This is a genomic window from Nocardia sp. NPDC127526 (genome assembly GCF_042672265.1).
Classification (GTDB): domain Bacteria; phylum Actinomycetota; class Actinomycetes; order Mycobacteriales; family Mycobacteriaceae; genus Nocardia.
In genome coordinates, this window is sequence record NZ_JBHXVO010000027.1 from 72,006 (window position 1) to 95,493 (window position 23,488).

19 protein-coding genes are annotated in these 23,488 nt (G+C 68.2%); 9 read left to right on the forward strand and 10 right to left on the reverse strand.

All coding sequences use genetic code 11. From position 1 onward, the window contains the following. Positions 1 to 23: 23 nt before the first annotated feature. Complete coding sequence (dnaE, locus tag ACFVIV_RS31175) at positions 24 to 3,575, forward strand: DNA polymerase III subunit alpha (protein ID WP_379202475.1); 3,552 nt, start codon at positions 24 to 26, stop codon at positions 3,573 to 3,575. A gap of 62 nt (positions 3,576 to 3,637) precedes the next feature. Here the strand turns inward: dnaE and ACFVIV_RS31180 are convergent, their stop codons facing one another. Together ACFVIV_RS31180 and ACFVIV_RS31185 are read right to left on the reverse strand one after the other, a co-directional pair. Further along, complete coding sequence (locus ACFVIV_RS31180; protein ID WP_379202477.1) at positions 3,638 to 4,192, reverse strand: MspA family porin; 555 nt, start codon at positions 4,190 to 4,192, stop codon at positions 3,638 to 3,640. Positions 4,193 to 4,343: 151 nt separating this feature from the next. Beyond that, entirely contained in the window at positions 4,344 to 4,583 is a 240-nt protein-coding gene (locus ACFVIV_RS31185; RefSeq protein ID WP_379202479.1) for a hypothetical protein, read from the reverse strand. Positions 4,584 to 4,669: 86 nt separating this feature from the next. Between ACFVIV_RS31185 and ACFVIV_RS31190 the strand changes: the two genes are divergently transcribed. Continuing rightward, a complete protein-coding gene (locus ACFVIV_RS31190) occupies positions 4,670 to 5,107 on the forward strand; it encodes a nitroreductase family deazaflavin-dependent oxidoreductase (protein ID WP_379202481.1) in 438 nt (145 codons plus the stop codon). Positions 5,108 to 5,226: 119 nt separating this feature from the next. Here the strand turns inward: ACFVIV_RS31190 and ACFVIV_RS31195 are convergent, their stop codons facing one another. Next, positions 5,227 to 5,589 carry a hypothetical protein gene (locus ACFVIV_RS31195; RefSeq protein ID WP_379202483.1) on the reverse strand — a complete coding sequence of 121 codons (363 nt, stop codon included), beginning with the start codon at positions 5,587 to 5,589 and terminating at the stop codon, positions 5,227 to 5,229. A 269-nt stretch (positions 5,590 to 5,858) separates the two neighbouring features. Here ACFVIV_RS31195 and ilvA point away from each other — a divergent pair, with 269 nt between their 5' ends. Beyond that, complete coding sequence (gene ilvA / locus ACFVIV_RS31200; RefSeq protein WP_379202485.1) at positions 5,859 to 7,223, forward strand: threonine ammonia-lyase IlvA; 1,365 nt, start codon at positions 5,859 to 5,861, stop codon at positions 7,221 to 7,223. Between the two features lie 91 nt (positions 7,224 to 7,314). On the opposite strand, the gene ACFVIV_RS31205 is transcribed toward ilvA, so the two are convergent. Beyond that, entirely contained in the window at positions 7,315 to 7,992 is a 678-nt protein-coding gene (locus ACFVIV_RS31205; RefSeq protein WP_379202487.1) for a response regulator transcription factor, read from the reverse strand. A gap of 183 nt (positions 7,993 to 8,175) precedes the next feature. Here ACFVIV_RS31205 and ACFVIV_RS31210 point away from each other — a divergent pair, with 183 nt between their 5' ends. Then, positions 8,176 to 9,396 (forward strand): DUF2235 domain-containing protein, encoded by a 1,221-nt coding sequence (locus ACFVIV_RS31210; protein ID WP_379202489.1) that lies wholly within the window; start codon positions 8,176 to 8,178, stop codon positions 9,394 to 9,396. A 6-nt stretch (positions 9,397 to 9,402) separates the two neighbouring features. Here ACFVIV_RS31210 and ACFVIV_RS31215 read toward each other — a convergent pair whose 3' ends face one another. Continuing rightward, entirely contained in the window at positions 9,403 to 9,729 is a 327-nt protein-coding gene (locus tag ACFVIV_RS31215) for a peptidoglycan-binding protein (RefSeq protein WP_379202491.1), read from the reverse strand. A 60-nt stretch (positions 9,730 to 9,789) separates the two neighbouring features. Further along, entirely contained in the window at positions 9,790 to 10,953 is a 1,164-nt protein-coding gene (locus ACFVIV_RS31220; protein WP_379202493.1) for a BTAD domain-containing putative transcriptional regulator, read from the reverse strand. A gap of 88 nt (positions 10,954 to 11,041) precedes the next feature. On the opposite strand from ACFVIV_RS31220, the gene ACFVIV_RS31225 reads away from it, so the two are divergent. Next, positions 11,042 to 12,427, forward strand: a complete 1,386-nt coding sequence (locus tag ACFVIV_RS31225; protein ID WP_379202495.1) for a protein kinase — start codon at positions 11,042 to 11,044, stop codon at positions 12,425 to 12,427. Between the two features lie 212 nt (positions 12,428 to 12,639). Here ACFVIV_RS31225 and treY read toward each other — a convergent pair whose 3' ends face one another. From treY to ACFVIV_RS31240, 3 genes are read right to left on the reverse strand one after another with little or no spacing between them, the layout of a single operon-like run. Then, positions 12,640 to 15,048, reverse strand: coding sequence for a malto-oligosyltrehalose synthase (gene treY, locus ACFVIV_RS31230; RefSeq protein WP_379202497.1), 2,409 nt, complete (start codon positions 15,046 to 15,048; stop codon positions 12,640 to 12,642). 11 nt (positions 15,049 to 15,059) lie between these two features. Continuing rightward, a complete protein-coding gene (glgX, locus tag ACFVIV_RS31235; RefSeq protein WP_379202499.1) occupies positions 15,060 to 17,177 on the reverse strand; it encodes a glycogen debranching protein GlgX in 2,118 nt (705 codons plus the stop codon). A 9-nt stretch (positions 17,178 to 17,186) separates the two neighbouring features. After that, on the reverse strand, positions 17,187 to 18,173 hold the full coding sequence (locus ACFVIV_RS31240; protein WP_379202501.1) for a GNAT family N-acetyltransferase: 987 nt from the start codon (positions 18,171 to 18,173) through the stop codon (positions 17,187 to 17,189). Positions 18,174 to 18,305: 132 nt separating this feature from the next. On the opposite strand from ACFVIV_RS31240, the gene ACFVIV_RS31245 reads away from it, so the two are divergent. Next, positions 18,306 to 19,574: an adenosylmethionine--8-amino-7-oxononanoate transaminase gene (locus ACFVIV_RS31245; RefSeq protein WP_379202503.1), complete on the forward strand. Its 1,269-nt coding sequence runs from the start codon at positions 18,306 to 18,308 to the stop codon at positions 19,572 to 19,574. Between the two features lie 11 nt (positions 19,575 to 19,585). On the opposite strand, the gene ACFVIV_RS31250 is transcribed toward ACFVIV_RS31245, so the two are convergent. Beyond that, the gene (locus ACFVIV_RS31250; protein ID WP_379202505.1) at positions 19,586 to 19,879 is read right to left on the reverse strand and encodes a hypothetical protein; all 294 of its coding nucleotides are present in this window, start codon (positions 19,877 to 19,879) and stop codon (positions 19,586 to 19,588) included. A 92-nt stretch (positions 19,880 to 19,971) separates the two neighbouring features. On the opposite strand from ACFVIV_RS31250, the gene ACFVIV_RS31255 reads away from it, so the two are divergent. The 3 genes from ACFVIV_RS31255 to ACFVIV_RS31265 all read left to right on the forward strand — a co-directional run bounded on the left by ACFVIV_RS31255 (position 19,972) and on the right by ACFVIV_RS31265 (position 23,453). Continuing rightward, the gene (locus tag ACFVIV_RS31255) at positions 19,972 to 21,126 is read left to right on the forward strand and encodes an 8-amino-7-oxononanoate synthase (RefSeq protein WP_379202507.1); all 1,155 of its coding nucleotides are present in this window, start codon (positions 19,972 to 19,974) and stop codon (positions 21,124 to 21,126) included. Next, complete coding sequence (gene bioD, locus ACFVIV_RS31260; RefSeq protein WP_379202509.1) at positions 21,123 to 21,812, forward strand: dethiobiotin synthase; 690 nt, start codon at positions 21,123 to 21,125, stop codon at positions 21,810 to 21,812. Before ACFVIV_RS31255 ends, bioD begins: the two co-directional genes overlap by 4 nt. A gap of 420 nt (positions 21,813 to 22,232) precedes the next feature. Then, a complete protein-coding gene (locus tag ACFVIV_RS31265) occupies positions 22,233 to 23,453 on the forward strand; it encodes a DUF1800 family protein (RefSeq protein WP_379202511.1) in 1,221 nt (406 codons plus the stop codon). Positions 23,454 to 23,488: the final 35 nt, after the last annotated feature.

A 23,488-nucleotide genomic window follows, 5' to 3' on the forward strand; every position in this document is an offset into this window, starting at 1 on the left:
GTGGGGGCGCTTAGTATGTCTGCGTGTCAGCCTCGTCGGGATCATTCGTTCATCTCCACAACCACACCGAGTACTCGATGCTCGACGGCGCGGCGAAGATCACGCCTCTGTTCAAAGAGGCGAATCGCCTGGGGATGACCGCGGTGGGCATGACCGACCACGGCAATATGTACGGCGCGTCGGAGTTCTACAACTCCGCCAAGAAGCAGGGCATCAAGCCGATCATCGGCATCGAGGCCTACATCGCGCCGGACTCCCGGTTCAACACCAAGCGCGTGCAGTGGGGCGATCCCTCGCAGAAGAGCGATGACGTCTCCGGTTCCGGCGCCTACACCCACATGACCATGGTCGCCGAGACCGCGCAGGGTCTGCGGAATCTGTTCAAGCTGTCCTCCCTCGCCTCCATCGAAGGCCAGCTCGGCAAGTGGGCGCGCATGGACGCCGAGATCATCGCCGAGCACGCCGCCGGCATCATCGCCACCACCGGCTGCCCCTCCGGCGAGGTGCAGACCCGCCTGCGCCTGGGCCAGGAGCGCGAGGCGCTGGAGGCCGCCGCCAAGTGGCAGGAGATCTTCGGCCCGGAGAACTTCTTCCTCGAGATCATGGACCACGGCCTGTCCATCGAACGCCGGGTGCGCGAGGGTCTGCTCGAGGTCGGCAAGAAACTGGGCATTCCGCCCCTGGCCACCAATGACTGCCACTACGTCCACGAGCACGACGCCGCCAACCACGAGGCGCTGCTGTGCGTGCAGACCGGCAAGACCCTCTCCGACCCGACGCGCTTCAAGTTCGACGGCTCCGGCTACTACCTCAAGTCGGCCGAGGAGATGCGCGCCATCTGGGACGCCGAAGTCCCCGGCGCCTGCGACAACACCGTCCTCATCGGCGAGCGCGTGCAGTCCTACGACGATGTCTGGAACCACCGCGACCGCATGCCCATCTTCCCGGTCCCCGAGGGCGAGACCCAGGCCAGCTGGTTGCGCCACGAGGTCTTGAAGGGCCTGGATCGCCGGTTCCCCCATGGGGTTCCGGAGGAATACCTCACCCGCGCCGACTACGAAATCGGCGTCATCAACGAAATGGGCTTCCCGGCCTACTTCCTCATCGTCGCCGACCTCATCACCTACGCCCGTTCGGTCGGCATCAATGTCGGCCCGGGCCGTGGTTCGGCGGCCGGTTCGCTGGTCGCCTACGCCATGGGCATCACCAATATCGACCCCATCCCGCACGGGCTGCTGTTCGAGCGCTTCCTCAACCCGGAACGCGTCTCCATGCCCGATATCGATATCGACTTCGACGATCGCCGCCGCGGCGAGATGGTCCGCTACGCCACCGAGAAGTGGGGCAACGACCGGGTCGCGCAGGTGATCACCTTCGGCACCATTAAAACCAAGGCGGCGCTGAAGGACTCGGCCCGCGTCCAGTTCGGCCAGCCCGGTTTCGCCATCGCCGACCAGATCTCCAAGGCGCTGCCGCCGCCGATCATGGCCAAGGACATTCCGCTCTCGGGCATCATGGATCCCGAGCACGAGCGGTACAAGGAGGCCGCCGAGGTCCGGGAGCTCATCAATACCAACCCGGATGTCAACAAGATCTACGAGACCGCCCGCGGCCTCGAGGGCCTGATCCGCAATGCCGGCGTGCACGCCTGCGCGGTCATCATGTCGAGTGAGCCGCTCACCGATGCCATCCCGGTGTGGAAGCGGCCCCAGGACGGGGCCATCATCACCGGCTGGGACTACCCGTCCTGCGAGGCCATCGGCCTGCTGAAGATGGACTTCCTGGGCCTGCGCAACCTCACCGTCATCGGTGACGCGCTGGTCAATATCAAGAACAACCGCGGTATCGAACTCGATCTCGACACCCTGCCGCTGGAAGATCCCGCCACCTACGAATTGCTCGCGCGCGGTGACACTCTCGGCGTGTTCCAGCTCGACGGCGGCGCCATGCGCGATCTGCTGCGCCGCATGATCCCCACCGGCTTCGAGGACATCGTGGCCGTGCTCGCGCTGTACCGCCCCGGTCCCATGGGCATGAACGCGCACAACGACTACGCCGACCGCAAGAACGGGCGGCAAGAGGTCAAACCCATCCATCCGGAGCTCGAGGAGCCCCTGAAGGAGATCCTGCGCGATACCTACGGCCTGATCGTGTATCAGGAGCAGATCATGCAGATCGCGCAGAAGGTCGCCGGCTACTCCCTCGGCCGAGCCGACATTCTGCGTCGCGCCATGGGCAAGAAGAAGGCCGAGGTCCTGGAAGCCGAATTCGAGGGCTTCGAGAAGGGCATGCTGGAGAACGGTTTCTCCAAGCCGGCCATCAAGGCGCTGTGGGACACGATTCTCCCGTTCGCCGGTTACGCGTTCAACAAATCGCATGCCGCCGGCTACGGTCTGGTGTCGTTCTGGACCGCGTACCTCAAGGCCAACTATCCGGCCGAGTACATGGCCGGTCTGCTCACCTCCGTCGGCGACGACAAGGACAAGGCCGCCGTCTATCTGGCCGACTGCCGCCGCCTCGGCATCCAGGTGCTGCCGCCCGACGTCAACGAGTCCGAGATCGAATTCGCCTCGGTGGGCAATGACATTCGCTTCGGCATGGGCGCGGTCCGCAATGTCGGCGCCAATGTGGTGTCCTCGATTATCGCCGCGCGCAAGGAGAAGTCGAAGTTCACCGACTTCTCCGACTACCTGAACAAGATCGATGCCGTGGCCTGCACCAAGAAGGTCACCGAATCCCTCATCAAGGCAGGGGCTTTCGACTCGCTCGGGCATCCGCGCAAGGGCCTGATGCTGGTGCACTCCGATGCCATCGACGCGGTCATGTCCACCAAGAAGGCCGAGGCCATCGGCCAGTTCGACCTCTTCGGCGGTCTCGACGACGGCGACGATTCCATTGCCAGCGTCTTCAATGTGAAGGTCCCCGACGAGGAATGGGAGACCAAGCACAAGCTCGCCCTGGAGCGAGAGATGCTGGGCCTCTACGTGTCCGGCCATCCCCTCAACGGCGTCGAGCACGTGCTGGCGGCGCAGTCCGACACCCCGATCCCGGCCATTCTCGAAGGCGATGTGAAGGACGGCGCGCAGGTCACCATCGGCGGCATCTTCGCCAATGTCACCCGCCGCGTGAACAAGAACGGCCTGCCCTGGGCCTCGGCGCAACTCGAGGACCTCTCCGGTGGCATCGAGGTCCTGTTCTTCCCGCAGTCGTACTCGGTCTACGGCATGGACGTCACCGAGGACGCCATCGTCCTGGTGAAGGCCCGCGTCTCCGCCCGCGACGACCGCGTCTCCCTGATCGCCAATGACCTTGTGGTGCCGGATCTTTCCTCCATCGGCGTGGACAAGCCGCTGTCGGTCGTCATCCCGACCCGCCTGTGCACCCCCGACAAGATCGGCGCCCTCAAGCGCGTGCTGAGCAGCCACCCCGGCACCGCCAACGTGCACATCCGCCACGTCGGCTCCCGCGAACGCACCACGGTGCTGAAAGTCGCCGACAACCTCCGGGTTTCGCCGTCCTCGGCCCTCATGGGCGACCTCAAGGCCCTGCTCGGCCCGGGTTGCCTGGCGGGCTAGCCCGGTCCGGAACTGGGCGAGGCCCCCTCCGTACCGCGAGGGGGCCTCTTATACGGGGAGGTCTACAACCACGTTGGGTCGCCGAATACGGCGCCGCTGTCGTCGACCTCCGCGGACTTGGCGTACAGATAGACGTATTGGCGGATGGTGACCGGGCCGGTGCACTGGTTCACCACTATGTGGAAGTCGCGGATGATGGTGGTCGCCGTGATGCCCGGGGGGACTTCCTTCTCCGCCAGTGAAACCTCTTTCACCTCACCGGCATTGAGGTTGAGGGTGGCGACCGGGTTGGGGTTGAAGTGGGCGTCCGGACCGCTGGGGGTGAAGCCGACGGGGAGGTCGGGGGTGGCGCCCAGGGTGCCCGCGCCGATGGTGACCGCGCAGCCGACGTGATAGCCGACTTTCAATGTCCCGCCGGCCATGCCGTTGATGCGGCCGTAGGCGGCGGTGGTGACGAGGGCCTCGCGGGTGGTGCCCATTTGGTTCAGGGGCGGGATGCGGTTGATGTACTCCGGGGCGTGCCCGACGGTGAAGCTTCCGAATGTCGATTGGTAGGTCTGCTCGTGCGCCGGCAGCGTGATGACGTCCGCGTGACCCTGCGGGAGGCAAATCGACATGGCGCCGATCGATAGGAGGGTTAGTGACAACGGTCTGAACCGCCTGATCAACCGCATGTCGATAACGGTAATAGAGAACATGCATGACCAACCCGCATGACACACGGGCTGACGGGCCGCTATTCGAGCAAAATTCGCGGGACCGGAACGGTCAGAGGTGCGGGCGGGTCACCGGCGGCAGTGCGCCCGCGATCCAGCGCAGGGCCGCCACGGTCGCCGCCGCCAGCACGGCGGTCTGCACGGATCCGGTGATGAGCGCGAGCAGCAGTGCGGTCACCAGCCCGGCGGCGAGCGCCTCGAGCTTGTACACCGGCCAGGCGGTCCCGGCGATATCCACGGTCGCCGCGCGTGCGCGCGCCCGCTTCGCCTGCGTTGGGTGAACCACTGCCATGTCGTCAGGCTACCCGACGCCCGAAAGTTCGGTCCACCGAACTTTCTGTCGGGAACATAACAACACCGCGTGCTGTTGGCCGATTCATGCCACTAATCGGAGAGTACGAACCCAGCACGCTGGATTGGGCCCGCGAGCAGGCCGAGGGTTACGAGAATTCCAATGGTGCGACCCACAACACCATGCAGGGCAAGCCGATCATCCTGATGACCTCGCGCGGCGCGAAGTCCGGGAAGCTGCGCAAGACCGCGCTCATGCGCGTCGAGCACAACGGTGAGTATGCCGTCGTCGCCTCGCTCGGCGGTGCCCCGAAGCATCCCGTCTGGTACTGGAACCTCAAGGCCGACCCGCACGTCGAGCTCCGTGACGGCGCGGTCGTGAAGGACTACGACGCTCGTGAGGTCACCGGTGACGAGCGGGACCTGTGGTGGAAGCGCGCGGCCGAGGTCTGGCCGGATTACGACAACTACACCAAGAAGACCACCCGCGTGATCCCGGTCTTCGTCCTCACCCCCCGAGACTGATCGGCGATCGGCCGCCCATCCCGCGCACCCGGGATCCGGCGCCGATGGAAAATGCCCCGGCCACCTCAGCGGCCGGGGCATTTTCCTTGTTCGAGGTCATCGCTCGACGCGGGCTCGCCTCAGGGCAGGACCTGCGGCACGACATCCGGGGCGATCGCGCCGGTGGCCGCGCCCAGGCCGCCGCCGATGCCGCCGTAGATGAGGGCCGCCAGGCCGACATTGGCCGCGCCGACGGCGGAGCCGAGGCCCGGGACCAGGATGGCCAGCGGCACCGCGGACAGCGCCGCGCTGCCCGCGCCGATGCCGGCGCCGATGCCCGCGCCCGCGGCCGCGCCATTGGCGACCGGATCGTGGTTCTGCGCGTCCGGATTGGTGGCGACCGGCTCCAGGGTGAGCGGCTCGGCGGCGGCGGTGCCGGCGGCGACGCCTGCGGTGAGGGCCGCGGCGATGAGCGAAACGGCAATGGGCTTACGGAGATTCATCAGGTGTTGTCGGCTTTCTGGATTGCGTAGACGAGAAGCGGCGCCGCCACCCGCTATGAGGGGTAGCGGGCGACGACACCGCCATCGAAGCTAGCTGCGCATTTGCTGGCCGGGCAAAGCGGAGGCGCGGCCTCCCCGGGTGCTTGACAGTCAAATGACCAGTTCGGCGGCCTGCTGTGAAACACGCCACGGCCCACGCGCGCGCGGATCCGGGCGAATCGCCCCGTTTGGCGGCTCCGCCCGCAGGTCGCGGACGGCTTCCGGCTAGCATGTTGCGGGTGTCTGATCCGCTTGCTGTAGCAGAGAAAGTGTCCGGTCCGCTGCCTGAATTGACCGCGGACGAGATCGATGCCGCCGCCAAGCGAATTTCCGACATTATCGAGCCGACGCCGCTGGTCAGGAATGCGCGGCTGTCGGCGGCTACCGGGGCCGAGGTCTTCCTGAAGCGGGAGGATCTCACCGCTGTCCGCTCGTACAAGCTGCGCGGCGCCTACAACCTCATCGTTCAGCTGACCGCTGCGGAGCGCGCCGCCGGCGTGGTCGCGGCCAGCGCCGGGAACCACGCCCAGGGTGTGGCGTTCGCGTGCAAGGCGATGGGGATCAAGGGGCGCATCTACGTTCCGACCACCACGCCCAAGCAGAAGCGCGATCGAATCCGCGTGCACGGCGGGGAATTCGTGGAGTTGATCGCCATCGGCGACACCTACGACGCGGCCGCCGCCGCCGCACTGGCCGATGCGGAGCGCACCGGGGCGACCATCGTGCACCCGTTCGACGATCCGCGCACCGCGGCCGGGCAGGGCACCATTGCCGCCGAAATCCTCGAACAGCTCGGCCGCGCACCGGATCTGGTGGTGGTGCCGGTGGGTGGCGGTGGCTGCCTCGCCGGTATCGGCACCTATCTGCGCGAACGCGCCCCGGAGACGGCCATTCTCGGCGTGGAGCCCTCGGGCGCCGCGTCCATGACCGCCGCGCTGGTGGCGGGCGGCCCGGTGACGCTGCCCGAGATCGATCCGTTCGTGGACGGCGCGGCGGTGCGCCGCATCGGCGCGGTGCCGTTCACCGCGGTCTCGCGGTTCGGCGGCCGGGTGCGCTCGCACGCCTCGCTGCCTTTACTGACCACCACCGAATCCAACCGTGGCGCAGGCTCTTTCCGCATGATGCACGTCGACGAGGGCGCCATCTGCACCACCATGCTGGAGCTGTACCAGAACGAGGGCATCGTCGCCGAGCCCGCGGGCGCGCTGTCGGTCGCGGCCCTGCGCGAACTCGATATCGAACCGGGGACCACCGTGGTCTGCCTGCTCTCGGGCGGCAACAACGATGTCTCCCGCTACGGCGAGGTCATCGAGCGGTCGCTGGTGCATCAGGGGCTCAAGCACTACTTCCTGGTGGACTTCCCGCAGGAGCCGGGCGCGCTGCGCCGCTTCCTGGACGAGGTCCTCGGTCCCGATGACGACATCACGCTGTTCGAATACGTCAAGCGCAACAACCGGGAGACCGGTGCGGCGCTGGTCGGCATCGAACTGGGTTCGCCGGACGGCCTGGAGGCCCTGCTCAAGCGCATGGACGAATCGCCGATCCAGGGCGAGCGCCTGGATCCGGGTTCCCCCGCCTACCGCTATCTGACCTGATCGACGCGTTCCCGGGCAGGGCAGGGAAGGAACCCTGCCCGGGACGGCCGAACGCGATCCACCCCCACGCGGGATCGCGGGTCCGAGGCGCTCAGGCGCGCAGCAGATACCCGGTCTCGGTGGTGTGGATGAGCTGCGGCGCCCCCAGCTTCCGATCCAGCCGGTGCACCACATCGTCGATGCCGATCTCGGTCGGCGGTTCGGTGCAGTATTCGGCGAGTTCGTAATGGGTGACCGGGCGGCCCGCGCGCGCCGCGAGCAACTCCAGCGCGCAGAACTCCCGCGAGGTGACCGTCAGCAGCACCCCGGCCCGCTGCACCCGCCGCCGCAGCCGATCCACCACCAGATCGCCGATGGTGAGCACGGGCGAGGGCGGGACGGGCCGCCGCACGCACAGCGCCCGCACCCGGGCCGACAGCTCGGCGAGGGAGAACGGTTTGGGCAGCCAGTCGTTCGCGCCGCTGGCGAAGCCGTCGCGGCGATCGGCGGGACTGTCGCGCGCGGTCATAATGAGCGCCGGGGTGGTGCGCCCCGATTTCCGTTGCCGCCGAATCAGATCCAGCCCGTCGCCGTCGGGCAGCCCGCGATCGACCACCAGGCAGTCGTAGAGCTGTGCGCCGATCAGCCGGCCCGCCTCGTCGAGATTGCGCGTCAGGTCGACGATGAATCCGGCATCACGCAAGCCGCTCGCAACGCGTTCCCCCAGATCGTCGTCGTCCTCGCACACCAGCACCCACACCTCGCGGGGGCTCGTTCCTTCGTCGGGCATGGGCACACGGTGCCATATCGATCGTGAACGATTCATGAGCGATCGCGTGGTGATAAGCGAGCGTTAACAACTCTGCAAGTGAGTTCCACCAAGATCTGGGTTAACGGATTCACGCACCTCATGCGATCAATCGAGTAGTCCACTACGCGTGAAACCGAACAGTCTGGGCGGGAGGCTTTGTTCATGAAAAGGCTGGTGGTGTGTTGCGACGGCACGTGGAAGGCCGAGTCGAGCAGCACGGTATCGAACATCATCAAGATCGCGCAGACGGTCCGGCTGTCGGGTAAGGGCCCCGACGGCACCCAGATCGGGCAGCGCGTCTTCTACATCTCCGGGCCCGGCGCCCGCGGTTTCGTCTCCGATCGGCTGCTCGGCGGGGCATTCGGTCTCGGTCTCGAAGCGAATCTCTCCTCGGCGTACTGGCAGCTGGCCTCCAACTGGGAGCCGGGCGACGAGATCTTCATCTTCGGATTCAGCCGCGGCGCGTACACCGCCCGCAGCCTGGCCGGAATGATCAACCGCCTCGGCATCCTCAACTACGAGGGCATGATCCAGGGCAAGTATCCCGACGCGCTGAAGATCTATCAGACCCGCAAGGATCCGGACGCTCCGGACCCGCAGGAATGGATCGACTTCCGCGCGAAGTACTGCTATCCGGATCCGGTGAAGATCAACTTCCTGGGCGTCTTCGACACCGTCGGCGCCATGGGCATTCCGGGCCTCACCTCGTGGCGGCACCGCTTCCACGATGTGCGGCTCTCGCGCACCGTGTACTGCGCGCGGCAGGCGCTGGCCCTCGACGAGCGGCGGCGCGCCTTCGAGCCCTGCCTGTGGGAGGTCCCGGTCGAGCTGGGGGAGAAGTATCGGCGCAACGATCGCGTCAAGCAGGTCTGGTTCGAGGGCGTGCACAGCGATATCGGCGGCGGCTATCCGGAATGCGCGCTGTCCGACATCACCCTGCGCTGGATGATCGACGAGGCGGAGAAGGAGGGCCTGGCCTTCGACCAGCCCCGCCTGGCGCAGTTGCTGGCGCACTGCCCGGAGTCCGCGGCGGAGCACTGCGAGCGGCACGATTCGCTCGGGCCCGCGTACCGAATCCTCAATACTTTCCGCATGATTCGGAGTCCGCGCCGGGGCCGGTTCTACTGGGATTCCTGGCGGCGCCTGCTCGAGGCCGGTGACCAGAACAGCTATCTGGCCTCCTCGGTCGGCAACTACCGCCCGGCCAATCTGCGCCGGCGGCTGGAGGAAATGGGCGGCGACATCCCGTCCCGGTACATCGAGTACACCGATTACCCGCCGATCGCCCCGAACCCGGCCGAGCAGCCGGGCCCGGGACGCGGTGGCGGGCTCGCCACCCTGATGGCGACGGACAACAGCACCGGTGGTGAATCCGCCGCCTAGCGGGGATTACGCGTTCAGCGCCGCCCAGGTCTTGGCGCCGACCACCCGGTCGGCGTCGAGGCCGTGGTCGAGCTGGAACAGATAAACGGCACTGGCGGTGAGGTCGCCGAACTTCCCGTCCACATAGCCCGGGTCGTAGCCGTGCCCGAAGAGCAGGCATTGCGCCTGCTTCACGGCCTCACCCTCGCTGCCGAGCGACAGGGTGGGCTGTTTCGCGGTGTAGTCGCAGCCGTAGGCGGTCTTCGCCGGTGCGTCGGCCAAAGCTGGTGCGGCCGAACCCAGCAGCACGGCGGATGCGACAGCGGATGCTGCGAAGAGTGAGCGGAGTTTCATCGGAATTCCCCCGAATCGGTTGTGCTTCTCTGAGAAGGAGCGGCGCTCCCATCGACGAAGCTAGGCGCCGGTTCTTCGGGTTTTCTCCCGGATTTCTCCGGTGTGCAGCTCGTACACGACTTTCGTTGCGCCGATGACTATTTCGTCGCCGTCGGAAAGCGCGGTGTCGGCCACGATGGGTTCGCCGTTGAGGTAGACGCCATTGGCCGAATCCCGGTCCCGGAGGAAGATCTCGCCGCCGCGATGCAGGACGCGGGCGTGCTGGCGGCTGACGCGGGAATCGTCGAGGACCACGTCATTGTCGGCGTCGCGGCCGATGGACAGTCCCTCGGCCGGGATCGCGACGGGCGTGGCGTCGCCGATGCGCAACCAGGCGGAGCGGCGGACGTCGAGCCCGTCGCGGACCGTGGTGCGCGGCGGGTTCTTGTGCGCCGGAAGCCGAGCCGGTCCGGGCGGCAGCGGATCTTGATTGCGCACCGCGGATTCGAGGGCCACGGTGGCCGGGTCCGGGTCGATACCGGCCTCCCGCAAGGCATTGCGCACGCCGCGGCAGGCGTCCAGGGCATCGGCCTGCCGGCCCGCTTCGTACAGTGCCCGGATCAGCAGCCGCCAGAACCGCTCATTGCGCGAGTGCTCGGTGGTGAGCGCGGTCAGTTCGCCGATCACCGTACCCGCCGCGCCGCAATCGATCTCGGCCTCGATCCGGTCGGCGAGCGCATTGAGCCTGCGCTCGGCCATATCGGCGGCGAAATTCGCCGCGAAGCTCAGCTCGCGCAGATCGGCGACGGCCTCGCCGCTCCACTGCGCCAGCGCCTCGGCGAAACACTTCGCCGCCAGCTCCGGGTCACCGGTGTTTGCCGCGATTCGTCCACGCGTGCAGGCAGATTCGAAGCGACCGGCATCGCAGTGCTCGTCGGCGATATCCAGCAGATAGCCGCCGGGCATGGTGCGCAGCACCGCGCGATCGTCCACGCCGGCCTCGTGCAGCACCGAGCGCAGCATCGAAACACAGCTGTAGACCACGTTCTCCGAGCGGCTGGGCGCGTCCTCCTCCCAGATGACCCGCAGCAGCGCCGCTCTGGTGACCGTTCGCCGCCGGTTCAGTGTGAGCACCGCCAGCAGGGCGCGAAGTTTGGTGCCGGGCACGATGATCGAAACGCCGTCCACGGACAGGCCCACCGGTCCGAGCACGCGCAGATCCACCATCGGCGCCGCTACTCCCATACACCCTCCCGACCAGTGGCGACGGCCCTCGCGGGTGCGAAGGCTCCTCCCCGCGCATTATTCTCCTTGCGAACGGCCGCTCGAGGAGGTGCTGTACAGGGTGTATCCCGATGAGCTGCCGCGTGGTTCGATCTTCGCCGGATATGTGATCGAACGCAGGCTGGGCGCGGGCGGCATGGGCACGGTCTATCTGGCCGAGGACCCCGAGGTCCCCATGAAGGTGGCGCTCAAGGTACTGCGCAATCCGCACGACCGGCCCTTCTACGCCGCCCAGTTCCGGCGCGAGGCCGAACTGGCGGCCGGCCTCGAACACCCGAACATCGTGGACGTCAAGCGGTTCGGCGAGGAAGACGGCGTGCTGTGGCTGGCCATGCAGTACGTGCCGGGCGGCGATCTGGCGCAGCTGATCGAGGCCAATCCGGCGGGCCTCGACCCGGTGCGGGCGGTGCACATCCTCACCGAGGCCGCCAAGGCCCTGGACCACGCGCACCGCAAACGGGTGATCCACCGGGACGTGAAGCCCGGCAATATCTTTCTCGCCACCAACCACGGCGAGACGGACTGGGTGCTGGTCGGCGACTTCGGCATCGCACGCAGCACCGAAACCGAGAGCACCCGCACGGTGAGCGGGCGCTGGGCCTTCTCCGCACCCTATGCGCCGCCGGAACAGCGGGCCGGGCTTCCGGTGGATTACACCGCCGACGTGCACGCGCTCGGAGTCACCCTGTACGAGATGCTGACCGGCCGGCAGCCGAGCGGGCTGCCGGGGCAGGACACCGACAGTCTTTCCCCCGCCATGCGGCGGGTGATCGCGACGGCGACGGCAACGGATCCGGCCGAGCGCTATCCGAGCTGCGGCGAGCTCGCCGCAGCCGCGGCCGGGGCGCTGAAAGGCACGAAGACCGCGACGCGGGTGGCGACGGGAGCCGGATGGCTGTCTCGCGCGTCGCGGCGATCCGGTTCGCGAACGCGGGTCGTGGTGGGCGCCGGAGCCGTGGTCACGGTATCGGCGGCGGTGCTGTTCCTGATGCTGCGCGCGGACGCCGATCAGGGCTCGCCGGATACCGCGAACGGCGGCACCCCGCCCCCGCCGGACTACATCAGCGAACGCTGCCACTTCACGACCACGGTTCCGGTCGAGGCGGGCGGTCATATGGTGCTGCCCAGCACCAAGGACGGGAACCGCCGCTGCATCCTGTCCGTTGTCGATTCCCAGTCGCGCGGCAGCGCCCCCGCCGCGCCGCTGGCCGGTGTCACCGCCCTGCACGAGGCGCTTCGCCTGTGCTACGGCCACGAGACCGCCGATGGCACCGGCATTTACGGACCGGCAACCAAGACCGACGTCCGCTATGTCCAGGACGTGGTCGGCGAGAAACAGGACGGCGTCTACGGACCCAAGACCGCCGCCGCCATGAAATGGCCGGTCTACGACAACACCGGCGACCACATCGCCTGCCTCCAGCCCGGCCCCTAGTGAGCGTCCCTGTCCCCGAATACCCTCGTCTCGCAACACTCCGCGTCTCGCGACAGTCGAGCGGCATGCCGGAGTGACCGCGCGGTATGCCGGGGTGACCGGGGCCTGCCGGACGAGGGTGGTGTGTGGGAAGAGCCAGTCGGACGGCGGTGCGTGTCGGGGTGGCAGCCCGGACGACTGTGGCGTGTCGGGGTAGTCGGCCGGGCTGGTGGTCAGCGCACCAGTAGGGCGACCGGGAGGCGGGCGAAGAGTTTTTCCAGGCGGGAGCGGCCGGAGAAGGTGTGGCCGGTGAGGCGGTCGGTCCAATGGCCTTGGGGGAGGTCGAGGACTGTGTCGCCCCAGCCGCCCGCTTCGTCGAGGCGGATGGTGTGGCGGGTGACGGCGACGATCACCTCGGGCATCTCGCCTCTGCGGCCGCGGGCGTAGGAGAGGAAGTGGCCGGCTTGGTCGCCGTTGGCGAAGAGGGGGGTGTAGGTGCCGCCGACGAAGCATTCCGGGCGTTCGCGGCGCAGCCAGAGGGCGTAGGCGACGATCCACATCTTGACCGCGCCGGAGGGGTCCAGATCCGGTGTGCCGGTGAGGGATTGCAGGAGCAGGGAGCGGTGGGTGAAGTCGACCGGGCGGCGGTTGTCGGGATCGACGAGGGAGTCCTCCCACAGTTCGGCTCCCTGGTAGATGTCGGGGATGCCGGGGCCGCACAGTTGCAGCAGTTTCTGCGCCAGCGCCTCCGACCAGGCGAACGGGGCGTAATCGGCGACCAGTTCACCGAGTTCGGCCCCGACCGGCCCGTCGATGACGGTGTCGATCCAGCGGTGCACCGCGGATTCGAACTCGACATCCGGTTCCTCCCAGGAGGACTGGGTGCCGGCCTCGCGAACGGCCTTCTCCGCGAACTGGTGCACCCGGTCCCGGAATCCGGGCACGGCCGCGGCGGGCCGGCCGTCGGCGGGCCAGATGCCGAACATGTTCTGCAACAGGAAGATCGTGGTCGCGCCGTCGGGCCCGGGCGCGATGTCGTTCCACGCCGAGACCGCCCGCGCCCAGATGTCGGCCACCTGCGAGAGCAGCCCGATGCGGGCGCGCACATCCTCGCCGCGCTTGGTGTCGTGGGTGGACAGCGTCGTCATGGTGGCGGGCCAGCGGGTGGCGCGCTCGGCATTGGCGAGATGGAATTCCACGGGGGTGCAACCGAATCGGGCCGGATTGGCGCCCATCTCCTGCAGCGACACCAGTCGCGCGGCGCGGTAGAACATGGTGTCCTCGACCGCCTTGGCGGTGACCGCCCCGCCCACCTGGTGGAAGCGCACCGCGGCCTCGCCGTTGACCGCCAGCGCCGTCGTCAGCACCTGTAGCGGCGGCATGAGCTCACCATTGCGCCGCGCCACCTCGGCCACCACCGCGGACACCGTCCCGGCCAGCGGCGCGTAATCGGTGCGGTACACCGGCATGAACGACAGCACCTCGATGGTGGCATTGGTGAGCGCCATGGTGTCGCAGGCCTCGGTGCGCGCATCGCGCTTGATGGCCGCGACCAGCCGGCGCACCTCCGGCACCAGCATGGTCTCGGCGACGGCGCGTTTGATGCGGTGCTCGTTCTCCGCGAACCAGGACCGGTCGCTGCCGTGCCCGGCGAACTGGCGGGACAGCTCGGTCATCTGCTTGGCGCCGTCGGGATCGATGAGCACGGCCCCGATATCGGCGAGGGTGTCGTAGCCGGTGGTGCCGTCGATGGGCAGGGTCGCGTCGAGCGGTTCGCTGTGCGAGAGCACCTTCTCCACCAGCAGCAGCCGATGCGGCCCGATCAGCTTGCGCAGCTGCTTCAGATAGGCCGCGGGCCGGGCCAGCCCGTCGGGATGGTCCACGCGCACGCCGTCGATGAGATCGTGCTCGCACCAGGCCGCCAGCTCCCGATGGGTGGCCTCGAAGACCGCCGGATCCTCCTGCCGGATGGCGGCGAGGGAGCCCACGGTGAAGTAGCGCCGGTATCCGCACAGCCCGGATTTCCAGTTGACCAGCCGATAGTGCTGCTTGTCGTGAATGCGCAGCGCGTTCTCGCCATCGGTGCCGGGCGCGATGGGGAAGCGCATATCGTGCAGCGCCAGCATGGGCTCGAGCCCGCTGCGGTCGACCGTCAGCGCCGCCGGATCGTTCTCATTGGCCAGCACCGGCAGGGCCACGCGCCCGCCCGCGCCATTGGCCGGGCTCCAGTCGATATCGAAGTAGTGCGCGTACTTGGAATCCTTGCCGTGCGTCAGCACATCCCACCACCACGGGTTCTGCCGCGGATCGGCCACGCCCACATGATTGGGCACCAGATCCACGATCAGTCCCATGCCGCGGCCGCGCACCTCGTCGGCGAGCGCCTTGAATCCGGCGGGCCCGCCCAGGCCGGCCGCGACCGAGGTGGGATCGGTGATGTCGTACCCGTGCGTGGAGCCGCGCACGGCGGTCATCACCGGCGACAGGTACAGGTGCGAGATGCCCAGCTGCTGCAGGTATTCGGCGATGGCGCGGGCATCGGCGAAGGTCAGGCCGTCCGGGCGCAGCTGCAGCCGGTAGGTGCTGCGCACCGGGGTCTGCCGGGCGATGGGGTCGGTGTGGTGTTCGGGCGTGCTGGTCATGGCGCTATGAATCATGCCGTACGGCGAAGGACGAGCAGGCAGCGTGCGGGGACTTCGACGGTGGACGCGGCCGGATGCGTTGTGTTTGCTGATGGTTCGCCAGTGGGGGTGGAGCAGTCCAGGGCCACCGTCCACCCGGCCCCGTGATCGGCATCGGGCAGGGTGAAGCCGAGGGCGGCGTCGTGGGCGTTGAAGCACAGCAGGAACGAGTCGTCGGTAATGCGCTCACCGCGCGGCCCGGGTTCGCGAATGCCGTCGCCATTGAGGAAGACGGTGAGCGAGCGGCCGAATCCGGTCTCCCAGTCCGCATCGGTCATCTCCGCGCCGGCGGGGGTGAACCAGGCGATGTCATCGGGATGGTCGTGATCGGGCGCGGGCCGGCCGTCGAAGAACCGGCGGCGCCGGAACACCGGGTGCGCGGTGCGCAAAGCGACTGCGCGGCGGGTGAATTCGAGCAGCTCGGCATTGGTTTCCATGAGCGACCAGTCCATCCACGACAGCGGTGAGTCCTGACAGTAGGCATTGTTGTTGCCCCGCTGGGTGCGGCCCAGCTCGTCACCGTGCAGCAGCATAGGCGTGCCCTGCGACACCAGCAGCGTGGCGAGCAGATTGCGCACCTGCCGGGCCCGCAGGGCGCGGATCTCCGGATCCTCGGTGGGCCCTTCCACGCCGCAGTTCCAGGAGCGGTTGTAGGTCTCGCCGTCGCGATTGCCCTCGCCATTGGCGGCATTGTGTTTCTCGTTGTAGGACACCAGATCCGCGAGGGTGAACCCGTCGTGCGCGGTGACGAAGTTGATGCTGGCGCCGGGGCGGCGGCCGGTGGCCTCGTACAGGTCCGAGGAGCCGGTGAGCCGGGAGGCGAACTCGCCCAGGGTGGCCGGTTGCCCGCGCCAGTAGTCCCGCACGGTGTCACGGTATTTGCCGTTCCACTCCGTCCAGTGTGCCGGGAAATTGCCGACCTGATAGCCGCCCTCGCCGACATCCCACGGTTCTGCGATGAGTTTCACCTGGCTCACCACCGGATCCTGGTGCACCAGATCGAAGAAGGTGGCCAGCCGGTCCACATCGTGCAGTTCCCGGGCGAGGGTGGCGGCCAGGTCGAAGCGGAAGCCGTCCACGTGCATGTCGAGGATCCAGTAGCGCAGCGAATCCATGATCAGCTGCAAGGTGTGCGGGTGGCGCACATTGAGGCTGTTGCCGGTGCCGGTGTAGTCCATGTAGTGCTGCGGATCATCGTCCACCAGACGGTAATACGCGGCATTGTCGATCCCGCGGAAGCTGATGGTGGGGCCGAACTCGTTGCCCTCGGCGGTGTGGTTGTAGACCACATCGAGAATGACCTCGATATCGGCGGCGTGCAGCGCGCGCACCATGGCCTTGAACTCGGTGACCGCCGCGCCGGGGGAGCCGTTGGCGGCATACTCCCGATGCGGGGCGAAGTAGCCGAAACTGTTGTAGCCCCAATAGTTTCGCAGGCCGCGATCGAGCAGCACGCGATCGTGCAGGAACTGGTGCACCGGCATGAGCTCGACGGCGGTGATGCCCAGGCTCTTCAGGTGTTCGATGATCGCCGGATGCGCCATGCCCGCGAAGGTTCCGCGCAGCTCCGGCGGCACCTCCGGATGGGTGAACGTCATGCCCTTCACGTGCGCCTCGTAGATGACCGTCTCGTGATACGGCCGCTTGGGCGAGCGGTCGTCGGCCCAGTCGAAATACGGGTTGATGACCACGCCGGTCATGGTGTGGCCGAGGGTGTTCTGCCCGTGGTTGTACGGCGCGGCATCGGCCCCGAATTCGCCGCCGAAGGCTTTGCCGTACGGGTCGAGCAGCAGTTTGCTGGGATCGCAGCGCAGCCCCCGGGCCGGATCGTAGGGCCCGTGCACGCGGAACCCGTACCGCTGACCCGGCGCGATCCCCGGCAGATAGGCGTGCCAGACGAAGCCGTCCACCTCGTCCAGGGCTATCCGCGTCTCCCGGTTGTCCTCCCCGATCAGGCACAGCTCCACCCGCTTGGCCGCCTCGGAGAACAGCGAGAAGTTGGTGCCCGCCCCGTCGTAGGTGGCGCCCAGCGGGTACGCGGTCCCCGGCCACACGCCGAGCGGTGCCGTGCCGGGAGTCGCGGGAGCCATGCCCAGACACTATCGGTCCGGCCGGGCCTCCGGTTCGAGCCCCCTGCGCCAGGTCTGGCCCACCAGATCGGCGCCGAAGCTGTGGTGCGGATTCGCCTCGACCAGTTCGAATCCGGCGCGCTCGTAGATGCGGCGGGCGGAGGTGAGCACGTCATTGGTCCACAGCACGATCTCGGCGTAACCGGCCGCGGCGGCGAAACGCAGGCATTCGTCCACCAGTGCGCTGCCCACGCCGTGCCCGCGCGCCGACGGTTCCACCAGCAGCAGCCGCAGCCGGGCGGTGGTGTCGGACTCCTTCATGCAGTACACCGCGCCGACCGGTTCGCCGTCGAGCTCGGCGACCCACATCCGTTCCCGTTGCGGGTCACGGGAATTCAGGAAGTCGGTGACGATGCGCGCGACCAGCGCCTCGTACTCGCCGTCCCACCCGTACTCCGCCGCGTAGAGCGCGGCATTGCGCTGGATCACCCACCCGTGCTCGCCCGGCAGCGGTTCGCGCAGCGTGACGTCCGCACCGCCGTTCTCCGGTTCCAGAATGCGCTCGATGGTCCGCATAGCCCCGATGAGCCGATCCCGGTCGGTCGGCGCGTGCGCCTCGAGCAGGTTGGCCGCATCCCGGCTGGAGCGTTCGTCCAGCTCGGCGAACACATCCCACCCGCGTTCGCTGAGCTGCACCTCCTGCACCCGGCGATCCCGCTCCGCCCGCCGCCGCTCGATCAGCCCGTCGTTCTCGAAACGCGCCAGGATCCGGCTGAGATATCCCGGATCCAGCCCGAGCGTCTGCCGCAGCGTCACCACTTCCCACGGCCCGGAACTGGCCAGCTCGAACAGAATTCGCGCCTCGGTCAGCGAGAACGGTGTATCGACGAGCCCCTCCCGCAGCACGCCGATAACTCGCGTGTACCGCCGGTTGAAGTCGCGAACGGCGGCGATCTCGTAGGTGTCGACCGCACGGGCCGCCGCCGTGGGGGGTTCGGGGGCGTCCCTGAGAGGCACCGGAGAGTTGGAATTCTGCATGGCGCTCCAATCCTTTGACTTTGTCAAAGAATACTCCGATCCGGACGCCTCGAGGCTTGTTGGTGGTAACTTGAACGGCGTTCAAGGTTGGTTGCCGACAAAGGACTGCCCGTGGCACTGAGTACCGACGAGATCACCGCCATCGACGCCGCGCACGTGTGGCATCCCTACGGCGGATTTCCGGCGACGACCGAACCCCTGGTCGTCGCCTCCGCTTCCGGAACGCGGCTCACCCTCGGCGACGGTCGCCAGCTCGTCGACGGCATGAGCTCGTGGTGGGCCGCCATCCACGGCTATCAGCACCCGGTGCTGGATGCCGCGCTCCTCGAGCAGTCGCGGCGCATGAGTCACGTGATGTTCGGCGGGCTCACCCACGAACCGGCCGCGCGGTTGTCGCAGCTGCTGGTGCAGCTCACTCCCGAGGGCCTGGAGAAGGTCTTCCTCTGCGACTCCGGTTCGGTGTCGGTGGAGGTCGCGGTGAAGATGTGTCTGCAATATCAGCGCGCGCTGGGCCGCCCGCAGAAGCAGCGGCTGCTCACCTGGCGCGGCGGCTATCACGGCGACACCTTCACCCCGATGAGCGTGTGCGATCCCGACGGCGGCATGCACTCGCTGTGGACCGATGTGCTCGCCCCGCAGGTCTTCGCGCCCATGCCGCCGAAAGACTATGAGCCGCAGTACGTCTCCGAGCTGGAGCGGGTGATCGCCGGGCACGCGCACGAATTGGCCGCGGTCATCGTCGAACCCGTGGTGCAGGGCGCGGGCGGGATGCGCTTCCATCACCCCGGATATCTCGCCGATCTGCGCCGGCTCTGCGACGAGCACGACGTGCTGCTGGTCTTCGATGAGATCGCCACCGGATTCGGCCGCACCGGAACACTTTTCGCCGCCGATCAGGCCGGTGTGCGGCCCGACGTCATGTGCGTCGGCAAATCCCTCACCGGCGGCTACCTCACCCTGGCCGCCGCCCTGTGCACCACCGAGATCGCCGAGACCATCAGCCGCGGGCACGGCGGTCTCATGCACGGCCCGACCTTCATGGGCAACCCCCTGGCCTGCGCGGTCGCGGTGGCGTCCATCGAGCTACTGCTGTCGCGGGATTGGCGGGGCGAGGTGCGCCGCATCGAATCCGAGTTGCTCGAAGGTCTCGCGCCCGCACGCGATCTGCCCGGCGTCGTGGAGGCGCGTGTGTGCGGCGCGATCGGCGTGCTCGAACTCGATCATCCGGTGGACATGCGCAAGGCCACTCATGCCGCGGTCGAGTCCGGCGCGTGGTTGCGGCCCTTTCGCAACCTGATCTACAGCATGCCGCCGTTCATCAGCTCCACCGAAGACGTCCGGCGGATCACCACGGCCATGCTCGCGGCTGCTGCCGTGTGACCCGCCCGCGCTCAGCGGTTGACGCGTTTTTCCTTGACCCGATCGGGATTCTCGCTGTCCGACAGCACTTCCCATACGCGGAACACGCAGTGGTAGTCATCGGACCAGCCCCGGGCGATCAGCATGAAGGTGTCGCCGTCGCGCAGGAGGGTGCGGCGGCTGATCATCTTCGGATGATCGGGAATGAATTTCTTGACGAGATCGGGCACTTTCGCGAGGGCTTGTTCACGGGTGCCCACGACCTCGGTGAGAACCTTCGGTGACCAACTCTTGCTGTCACCGAAGCCGGTCGTCTGCTCGACCACTATTGCCCATCGTGGCATCGCGCAGCCTCCTTATGACTTCCAGCATAGTCCGGGCTCCCGTCCTGAACGCCGTTCAAGTATGCTTCCGAGCTGTGAGTGCCGATCCTTTGAACTGGTTGGACGAACGCGCCGCCGCCCGCGTCGACGCCGGATTGCGCCGCGAGCTGCGCGCCCGCGCACCGGAATCGGCGGCAATCGACTTGGCCTCCAACGATTACCTGGGGCTGGCGCACCACCCGGAGGTGATCGAGGGAGCCATTGCGGCCGTGCGCCGCTGGGGCGCGGGGGCCACCGGATCGCGCCTGGTCACCGGCACCACCACCGAGCACGAACAGCTTGAGTCCGAATTGGCCGAATTCGTGGGTGCGGAAGCCGGATTGGTCTTCTCCTCCGGCTACACCGCGAACCTGGGCGCGGTCACCGCGCTGGCCGGGCGCGGCGCGCTGGTGGTCTCGGACGCGGGCAGCCACGCCTCCCTGGTGGACGCCTGCCGGCTCTCGCGCGCCCGCGTGGAGATCGCCCCGCACTGCGATACGGCCGCGGTCGACCGGTTGCTGGCCGAGCGCCGCGAGGAACGCGCTCTGGTGCTGACGGATTCGGTGTTCAGCGCCGACGGCGATCTCGCCCCGCTGGCGGAGCTGCACCGCGTGACGCGGGCGAACGGCGCGGTCCTGCTCGTCGATGAGGCGCACGGGCTCGGTGTGCGCGGCACCGGCGGTCGTGGCCTGGTCCACGAAGCCGGTCTCGCCGGCGCACCCGATCTGATCGTTACCGCGACGCTGTCCAAGTCCTTCGCCGCGCAGGGCGGCGCAGTGCTCGCCAGTGAACGCGTGCGCGCCCATCTGATCGACTCCGCGCGCACCTTCATCTTCGACACCGGATTGGCCCCCGCCGCCGTCGGCGCGGCCCGCGCGGCCCTCGCCGTCCTGCGCCGCGACCCGGACCTGGCCACCCGCGTGCTCGACCACGCCGCCGAACTGGCCCGTATCGCTGGTGTGCCCCAACCGGATTCGGCCGTCGTCCCGGTCGTGCTGGGTGACGCCCAGGTCGCCTACGACGCCGCCCAGGCCTGTCGCGCCGAAGGACTCAGCGTCGGCTGCTTCCGGCCTCCGTCGGTCCCCGAGGGCACCTCCCGCCTGCGCCTGACCGCCCGCGCCAATCTGACCGAGGCGGAACTGGCCACCATCGCAACGGTTCTGGGTAAGGTCCTCGCCGACGCACGCAACCGGAGGGCAGTCCCAGCGTGAGCATTCTCCTGATCACCGGCACATCCACCGATGTCGGCAAGACCATCGTCACCGCCGCCCTGGCCGCCACCGCCCGCGCGGCGGGCGCCGAGGTCGCCGTCTGCAAACCGGCCCAAACCGGCGTGACCCCGGACGAACCCGGTGACCTCGAGGTGATCACCCGCCTGTCCGGCGTCACCCGCACCGTCGAGCTGGCCCGCTATCCGGACCCGCTCGCCCCCGACACCGCCGCTCGCCGCTGCGGCCAACCCCTGCTGACACTCTCCGAAACGGCGGCCGCCATCGAAGCGTGCGGCGACGCCGACCTCACCCTGGTGGAAGGCGCGGGCGGCCTGCTCGTCCGCATGGGCGAATTCACCCTGCTGGACCTCGCCCAAAAGCTCGACGCCCCGGTCGTAGTCGTTTCCGCCGCCGGCCTCGGCACCCTCAACCACACCGAATTGACCACCCGCGCCCTCCAATCCGCGGGCGTGCACTGCGCGGGCCTCATCATCGGTTCCTGGCCCACCCATCCGGACCTCGCCGCCGAATGCAACCGCACCGACCTGCCCGCCGTCACCGGCCTCGACATCGTCGGCACCCTGCCGGAAGGCGCGGGCACCTGGCCCACACCGCTGTTCACCACCGTGGCCCCCAACTGGTTCGACCCCGCCTGGACCGCCCGCCACCTGCACCCCGCCAACTGAGCGAGTCACCGGCAGCTCACTCGATGTCGCCCGGCGCCGTCTGTCTCGCCAGCTGGCCGCCTCACCGTCTGTCGCAGCCTCGCCGAGCTGGCCGCCTCACCGTTTGCCGCCGCCTCGTGTCCGCCCACCCACGTCATCCCGGCGTGCTTTTGGCCGGGATCTCCCACGCCCCTGGTGGATTCCGGCCAAAAGCACGCCGGAATGACCAGGGGGCCGTCGACCCGGGGGATCGGCGGACGCTGTCGTGCTCGGGAGTATCTGCGGTGCTGGAAGCCGGTGCCGGACTCAGGAGCCGCGGCGTTCGGAGGACGCTGCGGCGATCAGAAGGCGGTGTGGCGATCAGAAGGCGGTGTGGCGATCAGGGTCGCGGCCACGATCGGGCTCATGAATTCCTAATGCGTCGTCTGCCACGGTGGGGGCGTGGATGAGCTGGCGGCCGTGGCGCATGTCTTGCGGCGCACTACTTTCGGGCCGTTTCCGGGGCAGACCGAGAAGCTGGCCGGGCAGGGGGCGGATGGGGTGATCGCGGCGGTGTTGTCGGCGCCGCCGTTGATTCCCTCGGACCCGGTGTTCGACGAAGAGGACGACACGGGGGAGGACGGGCCGGTGTTTCGCTGGCTGCGGTTGATGGCCGATCCGGCAGCCGGGGTGCACGAGAAGCTGGTGTGGTTCTGGCACGGGCATTTCACTTCCAGTCACGACAAGGTCGAGACGTGGGAGCTGATGTGGCGGCAGCATGTGCTGTTGCGGCGGTACGCGCTGGGGAATTTCCGGGACCTGGCGCGGGCGATCACGGTGGACGGGGCCATGTTGCAGTGGCTGGACGGGGCCGGGTCGGTGGCGTCGGGGCCGAACGAGAATCATGCGCGGGAGCTCATGGAGCTGTTCACGCTCGGGCGGGGGAACTATTCGCAGGAGGATGTGCGGGGCGCGGCAACGGCTCTGTCCGGGTGGGATGTGGATTCCGAGGGTCGAGTGAGTTTCGATCCGGACAGCGGGAATGCGCGGGCGATGCGGCTGCTGGGCCGGTCGGTCGTCGACGCGCGCGACGTGGTCGATGCGCTGTGTGATCGGCCCGAGTGCGCCCGGTTCGTGGCCGGGAAGCTGTACGAGTTCCTGGTCGGGCAATCGCCGTCGGAGCAGCGGACAGGGGAGCTGGCGGCGGTGTTCGCGCGGGCAGACCTGGAGATTCGGCCACTGGTGGAGGCGATTCTGCGGGATGCGTCCTTCCTGGCCGCGGTTCGCGCCCGGCCGCGCTATCCGGTGGAATGGGTGACCGCCGCCTTCGCTGTGTGCGGAATCGATGATCCGGCAGCGTCTTTCGACACCATGACCGCGCTCGGACAGTCGCCGTTCTATCCGCCGAATGTGGCGGGCTGGCCGTCGGGCGTCCGCTGGCTGGTTCCGGGGGCGGCGGTCGCGCGGGCCGCGCTGGCGGTGAACGCGCCTGCCGTCGCGGAGATCGCCGGGGCGGCGGATCCGGTGGCCGTCGCCTTCGCGCGGGCCGGAATCTACGATCCGACACCCGCCACCGCGGTGGCGGCCCGGGACCTGGTATTCGAGCTGCGGCGTGAGCCGGAGCAGGCCGCGGCGGCCCTGCTCGCGCTCGTGCTCACCGCACCGGAATTCGTGCTCGCCTGATGCGCTGTCGGTGGGCGCCGCTCTGTCGCCGGCGC